Origin of the sequence: Hyalangium gracile (assembly GCF_020103725.1) — a bacterium.
Taxonomy (GTDB): Bacteria; Myxococcota; Myxococcia; order Myxococcales; family Myxococcaceae; genus Hyalangium; species Hyalangium gracile.
This window is the reverse complement of record NZ_JAHXBG010000011.1, coordinates 87,693-102,965: the sequence shown is the minus strand read 5'-3', so window position 1 is coordinate 102,965 and position 15,273 is coordinate 87,693. Positions and strand designations below refer to the sequence as shown.

The window sequence follows — 15,273 nt, the reverse complement described above, 5'->3', positions numbered from 1 at the left end:
GTCGAGTCTCCATGCGAGTGATCGTTCTGCTGTCCGTAGGCTGGGTGCTGTTCGCGGCGCCGCCAGCGCACGCCGAGCTGCGCGGTGTCGCGCTGTACGAGCGCGGAGACTATGCGCGGGCGCGCAAGGCCCTCGAGGAGGAGCTGCGCTCTTCCAGGCTCTCCAAGGAGGACCGCGTCAAGGCGCGGCTGTACCTCGCGGCGGCGCTGCATGCCTCCGGCGCGGAGGAGGCCGCTCGCATCCAGCTCGAGGAGCTGGCGCTGACGGCACCCGCGCTCCAGGTGGACCCCATCCTCTTCCCTCCCGACTTCGTGGCGCTGGCCGAGAAGGCGCGCAAGGGCGTGGAGGAGCAGCGCCAGGCGGTGGAGAACAAGCGCCTGGAGGAAGAGCGCCAGCGTCAGGAGGCCGAGCGCCAGCGCCTGGAGGCCGAGCGACTGGCGCGCGAGCAGGAGGAGGCGCGCAAGAACCCGCCCGAGGACACTCCCACCGAGGACGAGGAGGCGAAGCCGGTGCAGCTGCGGCCGGAGCTCTTCGGCTTCGTGGATCCGCTGGGCAAGGGAGCCGGCGTGGGTGGCGCCCTGACGGTGGGGCTCGGCGCGATGGATCTGAACGCCCGCGTGCTGATGGGTGACAACCCTGGCTTCGGGGCGGAGGTGGGCCTGCTGCTGGGCGCTGGCACGGTGCAGCCGCGCCTGGCGCTGCGAGGCACGGCGGTGCCGGGCGCGAGCGCCTATGGTGGCGGCGCGGTGGCCGGCCTGCGCCTGGCTCCGGCCAGCCGCATCACCCTCCTGCTGGACGTGGGGGCGGAGTATCTCAAGGTCGAGGACTCGAACCAGTACCGCTCCTTCGTCCTGACGAGCTCGGCGGGCGTGGGGTTCGATCTGTTGTAACCGTTCGAGGGGGATCACAACCGTGTCCTTTCACCTGTCGCGCGGGGCCGCACTGACGGCCGCCGCGCTCGTGTTGCTTGGGGCCACCACCCTGCCGCTGGCCGCGGACGCTCAGCCCAAGGCCGCCAGCGTGCGCTGGGCCACCTACTTCGGCGGCACGGACGCCGATCTCATCTCGGCCATGGCGCAGTTGAGTGGTGGAGAGACCGTGGTCGTCGGCAACACCCGCTCGGCCAGCCTCGAGCCGAATGCCACGCCGGGCTCGCTGTCGAGCCAGAACTTCTTCCTCGCCCGCTTCGACAGCGATGGCCGGGGGGTGTTCAAGCAGGTGTACGGAGGCGGCGGCACCGACACGGCCACGGCCGTCGCGGTCAGCAGCCAGGGTGAGGCCTACATCGTGGGCTCCACCCTGTCGACGACCGTCACGGGATGCACCTCGACGTACAGGACGCCGCACCGGGGCATGGAAGACGGCTTCATCGCCAAGGTGAAGTACGACGGAACCTGCGAGTGGTTCATGTACCTGGGGGGAGACCGCAACGACGTCGTCACCGGAGTCGCCCTCGTGGGCACTGCCCTCTATGTCGTGGGGCACACGGACTCCACCAACTTCCTCGGTGGCCCCTCGGCCGCGACGGGAGATGGCTTCGTCATCAAGCTGAACACCGCCAACCCCGACGTGTTCTCCTGGGGCCCCAAGCTCATCGGCGGCTCGGGGAAGGATCAGCTCTTCGGCCTCACGGAGGAGGCCGGCAAGCTGCTCGTGGTGGGGACGACCAGCTCCAATCCGATCTCCACCACGCCCCCTCCCCTGCGCCCGTATCGCGGCGGCGCCAGCGATGCGTTCGTGGCTCGGTTCGACACGGACCTCGGTGGTCTGGAGTGGGTGACCTACGTCGGAGGCGCGAACCTCGACGAGGGCAAGGCCATCAAGGTGATGCCGCTGTCACCTCGAAGGATCGTCATCGCGGGCCACACGAACTCCACCGGCCTCAGCCCACCGCCAGTCCCCGGGGGCAGGAACGCCCTCGTCACCTGGCTGACCCTCGACGGCGCACTGCTCGAAAACCGCGTGGTCGGAGGCGGGGCCGACGATGAGGCGGTGGACATCGCCTTCGACACCAGCAGCACCACCTACATCGTCGGAACGACGGCCTCGGACAACCTTCTGGCGAACAACTCCGTCTCGGTCGACACCTCGATCGAGTCCGGGACGGGCTTGCGAGAGGGCTTCGTGGCCGCGCTGCCCGCCGCGGGAGGCGAAGGCTGGATCTCCTACTTCGGTGGCAATGGCGCGGACATCTCCACGGGGATGGTGTTCGTGCCACAGAGCCAGCTCCTGGTGGCCATGCAAACCTCCTCGGACGGCGGGTTTCCCATGGCGAGGGATCCCGCCTACGACTCGACCCCCAGCACTCCCACGGATGGGTACCTCGCGGCCCTGGATCTCGCGGACATCACTCCGCCCGTGGCGGGCGTGGTGAGTGATGGCCTCGATCCCTCCATGGAGCTCCAGGAGCAGACCTCCACCACCACCCTCTCCGCGAACTGGACCCCGTTCTCGGACGGGGCGCAGGTCATCCAGTACGAGTGGGCGCTCGGCACCTTCGAGGCCCCGGAGCTGCTGCTGCCCTTCACCTCGGTCGGAACCGCTAGCGCCAGGACCCAGCCGGGGCTGACCCTGAACGTGGGCACCCGGTACTACGCCACCGTCCGGGCCCGGAACATCTATGGCATCACCACGGTGGAGCGCTCGAATGGGGTGATGATCACGCTCCCGGATGGCGGCACCGGCGAGCCCGACGGAGGTAGCCAGGAAGGTGACGGCGGCACCGAGGCGGACGGCGGCACGGGCGACGGTGATGGAGGCACCGAGGCGGACGGCGGCACCGGCGACGGTGGCGGCGGCACGGGCGACGCGGGCCCGGATGGGGACGGCGAACCGGACCCGACGGAGCCTGGCTCTCCGCTCGGCTGGGGCTGTGCCTCGGGAGGCGGAGCGGGTGTGCCGCTGCTGCTGGGCCTGATGCTCCTGGGGCTGCTCGGGCGCAGGCTCGCGACTCGTGATAGGTAGGACGTGCAGTCCCGCTCATTTCACCTGGAGGAAGAGTCCATGCTCATGAAGCGCGCAGCAAGGATGTGCGTCGCCGCCCTGCTCATCACCGCCTGCGGTGGAGTCCCCGAGGAAGAGACCGCTCAGGAGACCCTCGACTCCCAGGAGCAGGCGCTCCTCTGGGCCTGCACGGGCTCCAGCACGTGGACGCGCACCTGGTACACCAACAACACCTACGCCGTCGAGCAGGGGCGTGAGGACTGCAACTGCGACGGCACCGTCACCAAGTACGGCGTGCAGCGAGGTGCCTACCAGCAGCGGAACGGGTACACGTGCGGTGGTGGCGGCGGCGGTGGCGGCGGCGGCGGCGGCGGCACCTGCCTGAACGCCATCTATCCCCCGCCGGGCTGCTACTAGCCCGGCGCTCCGGCGCCCCCTTCCCGTGTCCCGTGGGGGGCGCCGTCGTGCGCGGCGCGGTCAGCCCAGGTTGTAGAAGACACGCTGCACGTCTTCGTCCTGCTCGAGCGAGTCGACCAGCTTGAGCACCTCGTTGGCCTGCTCCTCTGGCAGCTCGATGAGGTTCTGCGCCACGTACTCCGAGTCCGCGGACAGGACCGTGAGGCCGCGGGCCTCGATGGCCGACTGCAGCTGCCCGAAGTCGTTGAAGGCGCAGCGGATGACGAGCTGCTTCTCGCCCTTCTCGCCGGTGCTCTCGCCCATCTCCTCGAGCCCGTGGTCGATGAGGTCCAGCTCCAGCGCCTCCGCGTCCACACCCTCGGGGTTCAAGCGGAAGACGCCCATGCGCTTGAACTGGAAGGCCACGCTGCCCGTGGTGCCCAGGCTGCCGCCATACTTGTTGAAGTGCATGCGCACGTTGGCCACGGTGCGCACCACGTTGTTGGTGGCGGTCTCCACCAGCACGGCGATGCCGTGCGGCCCGTAGCCCTCGTAGAGGACGACGTCGTAGTTCTCGGCCTCGTGGCCGCTGGCGCGCTTGATGGCGCTCTCGACCTTGTCCTTCGGCATGTTGGCCGCGCGCGCGTTCTGGATGGCGCGGCGCAGCGCCGAGTTCGTGTCGGGGTTGGGCCCGGATGCCTTCACCGCGATCGCAATGTCCTTGCTGATGCGCGTGAACACCTTGGCCATCTTGTTCCAGCGGGCGAACATCGTCGCCTTGCGTGTCTCGAAGATGCGTCCCATAGCGGGGCCCGTTGTAGCAGGGAGGCGGGGGAATGGAAGCCATCTCGTGTGGCCGATTGCCCGCTCCGCGTGCTGGCTCCTCCGGCCTGAAAGCCCGGCCTTGTCATGGCGCGTCACCCAGGTGAAATCCGCCCCTCGTGGACTCCTTCACGAACACGTGACGAGAACGCCCAGGAAGCGCCACGAGGGATCCAGAAAGTCAGCGCTACCGGGTATCCTCCCGGCTCCCTCCCCTGGAAGAGGAAAACACCACATGACCAAGTTTCGAACGGGTCGCTCGGCCTCGGCCGTGCTGCTGGCCGGCACCCTTGCTCTCACTTCATGTACTGGCGATCAGGGCCCCACGGGCAAGGATGGCGAGGCCGGTGAGCCGGGTACCCCTGGTCCCGCTGGCCCGGCGGGCCCCACGGGCGAGCCAGGCAAGCCGAGATCGATCGAGTTCGCGGAAGTAGGCTTCCCCCGCACCAACGCGGAGAAGAACACGGTACGCGCCTCCACCTCCGCCAAGGTGAACGGCGTCGACGTCCCCATCAGCTTCACGACGCTCCTGCGGAGTCGCCAGGATCCCTCGCGCCCCGAGCGCAAGTGCGATCTGGTCAACAGCCCCTCCACCTGCCTGGGGGTGCTCCTGTCCGCGTCCGGCAAGCCGCTGCGCGACGAGGCGGGCGAGATCGTCGTCACCAACACCCACGACAACACCTCGTTCCTGGAGGCGGGTGGGAAGATCTTCATGTACAACTCGACCGAGTCGATCCCGGCGGGCATGTACGTGACGAGCATCTCCAAGGATGCGAACGGCGCGCTGTCGGCGACGGCGACGAAGGCGCTCGACACCTCGCCCATCGACGGCTTCTGGTACTCCTGCGCCGGCACGAAGTCCCCGTGGGGCACGCACTTGGCCTCCGAGGAGTTCCCGCCGGACGCCCGCTTCGTCCAGGAGCGCACGAGCTGGGCGGACCTCAAGGCCAAGGCCACCTCTCCCACGTTCCCCGAGTTCAAGCTGGCCGCCCAGTACTTCAACGTGGACCTCACCGACGCCAACTCGGACGGCGTCCCCGACGGCAACTTCCAGGACTTCCTGTCGGCGTACTCGCCCTACTTCGCCGGCTACCCGGTGGAGATCACCCTGGACGCGAACGGCAATGCCTCGCTGAAGAAGCACTACGCGGCGGGGCGTGGCTCGCTCGAGGTCCCCTACGTCATGCCGGACAACCGGACGGTGCTGCTCACCGATGACGGCGCGAACGTGGGCCTCTACATGTTCATCACCGACGCGCCCAGGGACCTGAGCGCCGGCACGCTGTACGCGATGCGCGTCTACCAGACGACGCCCCCGGGCTCGGCGACGTTCACCGCCGACATCGAGTGGATCAGCCTGGGCCACGCGACGAACGACCAGGTCCGCGCGCTGATCCACCCGCCGGGCAATGCTCCGCGCATCACCTTCGCCGACATCTTCGAGGCGGAGCCCCCCTACACCGATGGGAGCTGCCAGACGGCGGGCTTCAAGGCGGTCCGCGGCGCGAACTCGGAGAAGATCGAGTGCCTCAAGCTCAAGCCCGGCATGGAGCTGGCGGCCTCGCGTCTGGAGACGCGGCGCTACGCGGCCCTGCTCGGCGCCACCACCGAGCTGAACAAGGAAGAGGGCCTCACGTACGATCCCGACGCGCGCACGGTCTACATCGCGCTGACGGAGATCTCCAAGGGCATGACCAGCCAGCCGGGCGGCGATGACCACATCAGCGTCGCGCCCAACCTGTGCGGCGGAGTGTTCGCGCTGAACGCCGGTCCCTGGACGGACGCCTCTGGCAACGTGGTGACGCAGTACGCGCCCCTCAACTGGTACCCGGTGATCATGGGCCAGCCGACCACCTACGCGGCGAACAGCCCGTACGCGGGCAACACCTGCAGCGTGAGCGGCATCGCCAGCCCGGACAACGTGACGTTCCTGCCCGGCTACCACACGCTGGTCATCGGCGAGGACACCAGCGGTCACCAGAACGATGCCATCTGGTCGTACAACATCCTGACCGGGAAGCTGACGCGCATCATGACCACGCCCTACGGCGCCGAGACCACCTCGCCCTATTGGTACCCGGACCTGGCTGGCCACGGCTACCTGCTGGGCGTCGTGCAGCACCCGTACGGAGAGACGGACGCCAGCCACGTCAACGATCCCGAGGCGACCGGCCGCGACAGCTGGGTGGGCGTCTTCGGACCGTTCCCGCCGCTGAAGTAATCACCTGGGCCCGGACCGTCTCCCCGAGGCGGTCCGGGCGCTCTTCCTGTCGAGACCACGATGCCGCGGAGGCTGCCTCCGCGGCACCCGCCGGAGCCACTCCCGCTGATGTCGCCGCGCCCTGCCCTGCTGCCACTGCTGATCTTCCTGTTCGCCTGCGCGTGCCGTGGCTCGGAGTCCAAGGTCGCGGACGCGGGAGCCCCCGGAGCTTCTCCCCAGGACGCGGGGCTTGCGCACCTGGAGCGGAGGAACGAGCTACGGACCGAGGAACTCTCGCACCGCACGCCGTACATCCCGCCGCAGTGCTACACGAAGACGAAGGACGAGAAGGGGCGCACGCACAACCCGTGCTTCGTGTGCCACCAGGGCTCCATTCCGCCCAATTACATCGACGATGCCGCCGTGCAGCTCGACTTCGCCTTCCCCGCGCTGGCGCGGCGCAACCCGTGGACCAACCTCTTCGTGGACCGGCGCGCGGCCATCGCGGCCACCTCGGACGAGGAGATCCTCGCCTACGTCCGCCAGGGCAACTACCTGGCTCCGGATGGCACGCCGCTCCTGGCTCGGACGCTCCAGAAGGTTCCGGCGGAGTGGGATCTCGATCATGACGGCCGCTGGGGCGGGTGGACGCCGGACGTCGCCTTCTCCTTCGATGAGCGCGGCTTCGACCACCTGCCCGACGGGAGCCTCACGGGCTGGCGGACGTTCGCGTACTACCCCTTCCCTGGGACGTTCTGGCCCACCAACGGCTCCTTCGGGGATGTGCTGATCCGCCTCCCGGAGGCGTTCCGGCAGGACGAGAGCGGCAAGGCGGACCTCGACCTCTACGCCCTCAACCTCGCCATCCTCGAGTCGCTGGTGGCACGCAGGGACGTTGCCATCTCCCCGACGCCGGAGGCGCGCCTGGGCGTCGATCTCGACGGGGATGGACGGATGGGGACGGCGCGGCAGGTGAAGTTCACGTGGGCGCCGCCCCAGCGCACCATGAGCTGGGTAGGCCGCGCGCGCCTGATGCAGCAGGAGGGCTCGCTCCACCTGGCGGCAGGCCTCTTCCCGGAGGGGACGGAGTTCGCGCACACCGTGCGCTACCTGGACGTGGTGGACGGCAAGCCCCGCATGGCGGCGCGGCTGAAGGAGCTGCGCTACATGGTGAAGAAGGGCTGGGTCAGCTACGGCACGCTCATGCAGGCCGCCGGGCGCGAGGCCTTCGAGGCGGAGCAGTCCCCGGACAAGACGCGCGGCATCGGAGGCCCGTCCGAGCAGGGGCTGGGCAACGGCGTGGGCTGGCGCCTCCAGGGCTTCATCGAGGACGCCCAGGGCCAGCTCCGGCCGCAGACCCGCGAGGAGCATGCGTTCTGCATCGGCTGCCACTCGGGCGTGGGCGCGACGGATGACAGCGTCTTCTCCTTCGGCCGCAAGCTGCCCGCCTCCGAGTTCCGGGCCGGGTGGTTCCACGCGTCCCAGCGCGGACTCGAGGGGCAGCGGGAGCCCGTGCGCGCGGACGGCCGTGGCGAATACGCCTACTACCTGGAGCACAATGGCGCCGGTGACGAGCTCCGCGCGAACACCGAGGTGCTCGAGCGCTTCTTCACCGCGGACGGCGCGCTCCGTCCCGAGGCCACCGAGGCACTGCGCACCGACATCTCCACCCTGCTCCTGCCGAGCCCCGCGCGAGCCCTCCAGCTGGACAAGGCGTACCGGCTGATCGTGCGCGAGCAGAGCTACGTGCGTGGACGCGACGCCATCCTGGAGCCCGCCGCCCAGGTCCACCGCGAGATTCCTCCGGGAGAGCCCGCGCTGGAGACCGGCGTGGGAGATCCGCTCCCCGGGCCGCGAGAGGGAACGGTCACCCGCTACCCGGGGCTGCCCATGGCTGGCGCCAGGACGGCGAGCCCGGGCAAGCCGCCCCGAGCCCCCCAGAGCGGGCGCCTTGCGGGCTCGCGCTGATCGCCGGCTCACCGCACCGTCAGCACCACCTTGCCCACCGTCTCCCGGCCTTCCAGGCGACGGTGCGCCTCGGCGGCTTCGGCCAGCGGGAGCTTCAGCCCGATGAGGATGCGGAGCCTTCCCTCCGAGACGTCGCGAACAAGCGACTCCAGGGCCTGATGGTGCGCGCCGGGCGGATGCGGCGTGTGCAGCCAGTACGCGCTGACCTTCAGGGACTTCGCGAAGAGGGCCTCCACATCGACGGGTGGCGGTGAACCACTCGCCGAGCCGTAGCTCACCAGATGACCGAAAGGCGCCAGCACCTGCAGGCTCCCTGCCCACGTGCTCGCGCCCACGGCATCCAGCACCAGGTCCACGCCCTGCCCTCCCGTGCGCCGGTGGACCTCCGCCACCACGTCCTCATGGTCGTAGCGGATGACGTCATCCGCGCCCAGCTCCTGGACGAGCTGGGCCTTGGTCTCGCTCGACACCGTGCCGAGGACGCGCGCCCCGGCGGCCTTCGCGAGCTGCACCGCCAGCACGCCCACGCCTCCAGCCGCGGCATGGACGAGCACGGACTGTCCTTCGCGGACCTGGCCGACCGTGCGGAGCAGGTGGTACGCCGTCAGCCCCTGCACCGGCACCGCGGCCGCGGTCTCGAAGGACACGTTGTCGGGCAGCGCCACCAGGCTGCTCGCCGGAGCCTTCACCAGCTCGGCATAGCTGCCCGTCGTCAGTGTGACGGCCCGTCGTCCCACGAGGGCCGGGTCCACACCGGGCCCCACCGCCGAGACGACCCCCGCGGCCTCGCTCCCGAGGATCCGAGGCAGCGGCACCTGGGCGTCATAGAGCCCACGACGCCGCTCCGTGTCCGCGAAGTTCACCCCTGCCGCGTGAACGCGGAGCTGGACCTCGCCCGGTCCGGGCACAGGCTCCGGCGCCTCCTCGAGACGCAGCACTTCTGGCCCACCCGTCTGGTGGTAACGAACCGCTCTCATGGCCCGGCTTCATATAGCCGAGGCGGTGCGGCTTCGCCTGGACTTCTCCTTCAACGGTCACGCTGGCGAGGACGGCCGGCGCGCTCCCTCTCCTCATCGGACGGGCCGGCCACGGACTCATCGATGGCAGGCATCGGCGAGGAGGCGGGCTCTTCCGCTCCCGAGGAGACATGCTCCAGTGCGTCGGCGATCGCGTCGATCTCCCGGTGCAGCTGGTGGAGGCTCTTCTCGAGCTCCGGATCCGCGACGGCCCCCGGCTGAGGGGCCGCGCTGCGCAGACGCACCATCTGGGCGACCATCCCCTCGAGCGTCCAGGAGAACCGCGTGAACTCCGCGTCGAGCCGGTCCGCGTTGCGCCGGAGGAGCTCACGCTGGCGCTTCTGCTCCTCGATGGCCGCCACGGCGCCCCGAAGCGAGCGGCGCACGGGCTCGTCCTTGGTGCTGGCGATGCGCGACTCCAGGACCGCCTTCTCGGAGTCGAGCCGGGAGAGCGCCTCACTGGACGCCTCGTCGCGCAGGGCGCGCTCGCGCCGCAGGAGATCATGGCAGGTGCGCCGCAGCGTCGCGATCGTGCCGGAGTTGGTGCCGAGGAACGAGCGCACGCTCTCGGGAGCATCGCGCAGCTCGGTCTCCAGGCGATCGCAGATGGCATCGATGCGGGCCTGACGGGGATCGACGGGTGTCTCGGTCCGTGGCTTCGCGGCGGCCTGCGGCTTCGCGGCGGCCGCCGGGAGAGCCTCACCCCGCCCCGCGGGCGAGTGATAGGTGGAGCCTGGAAGCATCGAGGTATGCGGCGGCACATGAGCGCCGGCCATGACGTCAGCCCCCGCGCCGACGACGGCATCGTTACCGATGACCGCCCCCGCATGAACCGTCGCGCCCCAGGACACGATGGCGCGGGGCTCGATGACGGCGTTCGACATCACGGTGGCGCCCATGCGTATGACGGCGCCCGAGCGGATCGTCGCCCCCGAGCCGACCGTCGCGCCCATCTCGATGACAGCGCCCGGCTCGAGGATCACGTCGGACGCGACGGTGGCGCCCATGCCGATGCGGGGACTCCGCGTGTCTTCCTGAGCCGTCAGGCCTGGCTTGGAGGCGGAGGACTCCTGGCTCATGGGGCTCTTGCTGGCGCCGGCGACGGAGCGGAAGGCTGCAATGGCGAAGATGATGGCCGGAGCCAGGAGCACCCACTGGCCGCCCACGACCGCGATCATGATGAGTATCGTGGCGAGCGCACCCGAGCCGATCGCGAGCGCCCATGAGGGCTTGGGAGCCTCCGCGAGCGCCTGCCCCTTGGCGGGTTCAGCCTCGTCCGCGCGCGCGAGCACGTCGTGCACGCGTGCGAGGCGCTCCTCGAGCGACTTCTCCCTGGAGTCAGGTTCGCGGCTCATAGGGCATGGATTCGCGCACTTCCGGAGCGGGGATTCAAGGCCCTCGCCGTGGCCCGTGCCGCCTGGAGGGCTCTCGACCCGAGGCTCAGTGCAGCAACCCCTGGCCTTGCCCCACGCGCAGCATCACCACCGCCGTGGCCGCCGCGACCAGATTGCCGCCGGGCGCCATGGCCTCGTGAAGCTTCCGGTCGCGCACGGGAGAGGGCGCCTCCTGGCGCGCGGACTCCACCAGCAACCGTGAGCGGATGTCGGGCTCCTCGGCCACTTCCAGTCCCTCGGCGAGCACCTGTCGGGCCTCTGTTTCCCGGCCGAGCCTCGCGAGATCCCGCGTCAGCTGGAGGTGGAAGGCGGGCACCCGGGGAGCTTCACTGATCCCCTGGGTGGCGAGCTGAACCCTCTGATGGACGTCGACGCCCGGGTTCTCGAGCATGCGAAGGAGACTGAAGGCCGACTGGGGAATGCGCCCGGCAGCGATCCCGGAGGCCAGCCAGCGCTCGGCGCGACAGTGGAACCATCCCGGAGCGAGCGCTTCGACCTGGTCATATCGGGCCATGGCCTCGCCCGCGCGCTCGAGGGAGAGCAGCGTGACGGCCTCGTCATAGAGGGGCTCGGGGGCGTGGGGATCGATCTGGCTCGCCTCGCGAAACAGCGGGAGCGCCTCCTCGAAGCGGTTCTGCGACCCGAGCTCGCGGCCTCGCTCGACCAGGGACATGGCGCGGGCGAGGCCCAGGCGGTTGCGGCAGAAGATGAACCGAACCGGCCCGTCGATGAGAGCCGGGAGCTCGTCGAGCTCGAAGGGCGTGCCCTGGAACTCGGCCACGACCCGGTTGAGCGGCTCGCCGGCCCGGACGATGTCCGAGATCTTCCGGAAGCGGCGTGCCTGCGCGGCCTGCCCGGAGCGCTCCAGCACCTGGGAGTACTCGGCCGCGACCGCCGCGGCTTCGGCTCCACTCCCCAGGTAGCGCAGCACCTCGAAGAGGCTGCCCAGATAGGCGGCGATGCCCTCCTCATCCTGGGCCTTCCGGCAGAGCTCGAGGGCCTGTCGATAGAGCGGGATCGCGACCTCGGGGCGGCCACTCTGGAAGTGACAGGTGGCCATCTGGCCGAGAGTCATCGCCCGAATGGACTCGGCGCTTCCGCCCGAGATGCCGCGGATCCGCTCTTCCTCCGGAGTCAGCAAGGCCAGCGCTCCCTCGAAGTCCAGTCCGCCCATGAGCTCCTCGGAGCGAGCCAGGACCTTCTCCCAGCGCATGATGGGATTCTCGGCAGGAGGGCCCATCAAGCGCTGGAGCAGCTCGGGACGGCTCCGCGTCTCCGCGAAGTACCGCGCGATGCTGACGAGGCCCTGTCCGTAGCGCTGGAGCCGGGTTCGATCGCGGCGGATCTCCTCAGGGACGTTCTGCCAGGACGGGAAGTGCTCGAGGATCGCCGCCTCATGCTCCGTGCAGAGCCTGGCAAGCGCCGCTCCATCTCCCGACTGGACGGCGTCGAACAGGCGCTCTCGCAGTGCGTCGGGAGAACTGGGAGCGGGGGGAGCAGCACGGCCGAAGAGGCGATCGAAGAAGCCCATGGCGAGAGCATGCCACGGCCGCGGCCCTGCTCCGCGGAAGGCGTGAGGCGCGTTGCTCCTCAGCGCCTCGGGCGCCTTCCGCCCTTGCCTCCTCCTGTCCGTCCACCGCGCCCGCCCGTGCCGCCTCGCCCCCGTCCGCCACCCGAGCCGTCGCGCCCTCCCCTGCCGCCGTGGCTTCCGCCTCGCCGGTCACCACCGCCTCGGGGCGTCCGGGTCCCATGTCCCCCAGCCCGACGGGACGGAGTCCCCTCCTTGCGAGGGTAGCGCCCGTGCTGCATCGCCGGGCGCCCGCTCTCGCTCCTGCGGCCCTCTCGCGCGGCCTCGAGCTCCTCGGGCATCCACGGCATGTCGAGCACCTCCTGCAGCTCGAGCAGCGTGTCGCCGCGCACGGCGCCACGCCGGCCCCGATTGACACCGAAGCGCATCGGCCGGTCGAGGACGGGGAGCTCCTCTTCCACGAGGCTGCGGGCCATCTTCTCCGGCAGGTGGAGGCGCACGACACCGAACGGCTTTCCCGTCTCGTCCTGCTCCACCTCGTAGCCCAGCTCCACCTCTTGATCGCGGATGAGCACCGCGCTGGGCAAGGCCAGGAGCTCCCGGCGTACCTGGCGAGGCACGAGCGCGTCCAGGTCGAGCCCCAGCGGGCGCTCCTGGAACTCGTCCATCGTGGTGACACCCTCGAGCTGGGCCTCGTAGAGGGCCGTCAGCTCCTGCTCCCCCAGCTTCGCCGTGCGTCCGCCCGAGCGACGCCACACCTCGCGTATCTCGTCGATGCCCTGCTGGTTGCGGCGCACCGCCGCGTGCCGCGCCTCCCCTCGGGCCAGTGCCTCGGCGAGCGCTCGCCGCGCGGCTTCGGCCAGCTCCGGCCCCCACGCGCGGAGCACCTCGACCTCATGATCCAGCTCGAAGCCGGAGTGCTCCAGGCGCCGCTCGAACACGAGGGATCGGTGGAACGAGTCGTAGGCCAGCCCCGCGCCGGTGCGGCGCGCGTACCGGCGCAGCAACTCGAGCGGGACCTGGGTCCCCTCGATGGCCGCATGCGTGGAGCCGTAGCGGTCGGCGAAGTAGCGGAGCGTCCCGGCGACCGCGCCGAAGCTCCCACACACGCTCGTCTTCGAGACGCGCGCCTCCTCCCCCCAGGACGTCTGCTCGTCGATGACGAGATCGAAGGGCATGAAGCGCGCGAGCAGGTCGGCGAAGCGGCGGAGCACCCGGTCCCCCGCGAACGGCATGCGTGAGGGCAGGCTGACGCCCACGCTTCGGTAGACGCTCGCCATCGCCAGCGCCGCGTCCTCGATGGCCTTCACCAGGACGCCCCGGCGCTCGGCCCAGCGCTCGATCTTCTCCGTCTGGAACAGATGGCGCGGCAGCCCGTACACCTCGCCCACGTAGCCCGCCGCCCGGTACGCATCGGCGTAGAGGTTGTAGGCGGTGAGGTGGTCGCTGCCGGGCACCAGCACGTCATCCAGGTTGCGCTCCTCGCGCGTCATGCGGTGGAGCGACTCGATGGCGCTGCACACGGCGAGGTACGGGAGCAGACCATCGTCGGCGTTGACGATCAGCTCCGCCCACGTGCGCTCCACCGGGAGCGCCTCCACCGCGCGCCCGTACTGAGAGAGCTTCCCCTGCGCGTCGACGATGTTGCGCGCCTGCAGTCGCTGGAACGCGCGGCGGTAAGCGATGCGATCGAGGGGCACGGGGAGGTCCAGCTCGTCGGCGCGAACCCCGAGCGCGGCCGCGGTGAGCGCCACCCGCTCCGAGTCACCCGCGAGCTGGAACTCGGGCTCCGTGGGGCGGAGCTTGAAGAAGTCGATCGCTCGGTCGCTGAGGATGAAGACGCGCCCACCCTCCACGCGCCCGTGCACGCGCCCGGCCATCTGGAGCAGCTCGTTGTTGCCGAGGTGCTGGCGTGTGAGCACGTTGCGGCCGCGCTCGACGACGTTGGCGAAGCGCGTGTCGTCGATGACGACCGTGTCGAGCCCCTGCACGTTGAGCGCGCTCTGCCCGGCGGCGGTCATGGCCAGGAGGTAGGGCTTGGGCTCGTTCCCCTCGAGGAAGGGGCGGATGGCACGGATGGGCTCTCCGCCGTGGTAGTAGGCCGAGTGGATGTGCGGCCAGCGGGTGCCCACGTACGAGGCCACCTCCTCGACCGCCGCGCGCGTGGGGAGGAAGATGCCCACGCCGCGCTCCTCACGCGTCACGGCGCGGAGGAACGGCTCATCCAGGAACGCGAGGGGTGGCTTGGGCTCGACCACCACCGTGGCCACCTTCTTCGGATCGAAGGCCTGAACCTCGAGCACGTCGGCGCTGTTCAGGTACCGCGCGTAGAGCGTCGGATCGACCGTGGCCGAGAGCCAGATGTAGCGGCAGCCCACGCGCTTGCCGAGCGCGAGGCAGAGCTCGAGCTCCGCCGACGTCTGATGGATCTCGTCGATGATGAGCGTGTCGTGCGGGAGGATGTCGCCGTTCTGGAACCAGCGCCGCGCGATGCCGGTCGTCACGATGATGACGTTCCAGGAGGGCAGCTCGGGAGTCGCCTCGCGCTCGCGGTTCACCACCCCGATGCGGAGCGGGGTTCCGCTGGGCGTGCCGACGATCTCCTCGGCGATGAGCCGGATGGCGAGCGTCTTGCCGGTCCCGGTCCCCGCCACGATGCCGAAGCCCTTGCCCGAGCGGGCCAGCTCGCGCACCCGTGGCCCGTGGTGCTTCTCCAGGTAGGTCTCGATGTGGAGCCCGATGGCGAGCTCGATGGTCTCGCACGCGGCCCGCGTGGGAGCGATGACGATGATGCGCCCCGTCTTCGGCTCGGAGGCGACGAAGGCGTCATGGTCGGGAGGAAGGTAGCGATCGGTCGGGGTACGCACGCCAGGCAATCACGCATGAGGATGGGGTAAAGCGAAAGCACGACTGCCACCGCGAGCGCCAGAGGCCCGCGGAGACGTCGCCTCCTCGACCCTTTACGCCCTCCGAGCCCGCCATGCACGCCCCGCGGGCCCTCTCCAT

The 15,273-nt window shown here is 70.1% G+C and carries 10 protein-coding genes; 5 read left to right on the top strand and 5 right to left on the bottom strand.

Annotated elements, in window-relative coordinates:
• The first annotated feature begins 11 nt into the window (after positions 1–11).
• The 3 genes from KY572_RS23120 to KY572_RS23110 are packed head-to-tail and all read left to right on the top strand — an operon-like array spanning position 12 to position 3,360.
• Positions 12–890 carry a hypothetical protein gene (locus tag KY572_RS23120; protein ID WP_224245108.1) on the top strand — a complete coding sequence of 293 codons (879 nt, stop codon included), beginning with the start codon at positions 12–14 and terminating at the stop codon, positions 888–890.
• A gap of 22 nt (positions 891–912) precedes the next feature.
• The gene (locus KY572_RS23115) at positions 913–2,964 is read left to right on the top strand and encodes a hypothetical protein (protein ID WP_224245107.1); all 2,052 of its coding nucleotides are present in this window, start codon (positions 913–915) and stop codon (positions 2,962–2,964) included.
• A gap of 39 nt (positions 2,965–3,003) precedes the next feature.
• The gene (locus KY572_RS23110) at positions 3,004–3,360 is read left to right on the top strand and encodes a hypothetical protein (protein ID WP_224245106.1); all 357 of its coding nucleotides are present in this window, start codon (positions 3,004–3,006) and stop codon (positions 3,358–3,360) included.
• Positions 3,361–3,420: 60 nt separating this feature from the next.
• Here the strand turns inward: KY572_RS23110 and KY572_RS23105 are convergent, their stop codons facing one another.
• A complete protein-coding gene (locus tag KY572_RS23105) occupies positions 3,421–4,143 on the bottom strand; it encodes a YebC/PmpR family DNA-binding transcriptional regulator (RefSeq protein WP_224245105.1) in 723 nt (240 codons plus the stop codon).
• A gap of 253 nt (positions 4,144–4,396) precedes the next feature.
• Here KY572_RS23105 and KY572_RS23095 point away from each other — a divergent pair, with 253 nt between their 5' ends.
• Entirely contained in the window at positions 4,397–6,382 is a 1,986-nt protein-coding gene (locus KY572_RS23095; RefSeq protein ID WP_263451918.1) for an alkaline phosphatase PhoX, read from the top strand.
• Between the two features lie 108 nt (positions 6,383–6,490).
• Positions 6,491–8,329: a hypothetical protein gene (locus KY572_RS23090; RefSeq protein ID WP_224245104.1), complete on the top strand. Its 1,839-nt coding sequence runs from the start codon at positions 6,491–6,493 to the stop codon at positions 8,327–8,329.
• Positions 8,330–8,337: 8 nt separating this feature from the next.
• On the opposite strand, the gene KY572_RS23085 is transcribed toward KY572_RS23090, so the two are convergent.
• From KY572_RS23085 to KY572_RS23070, 4 genes are all read right to left on the bottom strand, one after another.
• The gene (locus KY572_RS23085; RefSeq protein ID WP_224245103.1) at positions 8,338–9,306 is read right to left on the bottom strand and encodes a quinone oxidoreductase family protein; all 969 of its coding nucleotides are present in this window, start codon (positions 9,304–9,306) and stop codon (positions 8,338–8,340) included.
• 50 nt (positions 9,307–9,356) lie between these two features.
• Positions 9,357–10,700: an LbetaH domain-containing protein gene (locus KY572_RS23080; RefSeq protein WP_224245102.1), complete on the bottom strand. Its 1,344-nt coding sequence runs from the start codon at positions 10,698–10,700 to the stop codon at positions 9,357–9,359.
• 85 nt (positions 10,701–10,785) lie between these two features.
• On the bottom strand, positions 10,786–12,270 hold the full coding sequence (locus KY572_RS23075; RefSeq protein WP_224245101.1) for a tetratricopeptide repeat protein: 1,485 nt from the start codon (positions 12,268–12,270) through the stop codon (positions 10,786–10,788).
• Between the two features lie 59 nt (positions 12,271–12,329).
• Positions 12,330–15,134, bottom strand: a complete 2,805-nt coding sequence (locus KY572_RS23070) for a DEAD/DEAH box helicase (protein WP_224245100.1) — start codon at positions 15,132–15,134, stop codon at positions 12,330–12,332.
• Between the last annotated feature and the right edge of the window lie 139 nt (positions 15,135–15,273).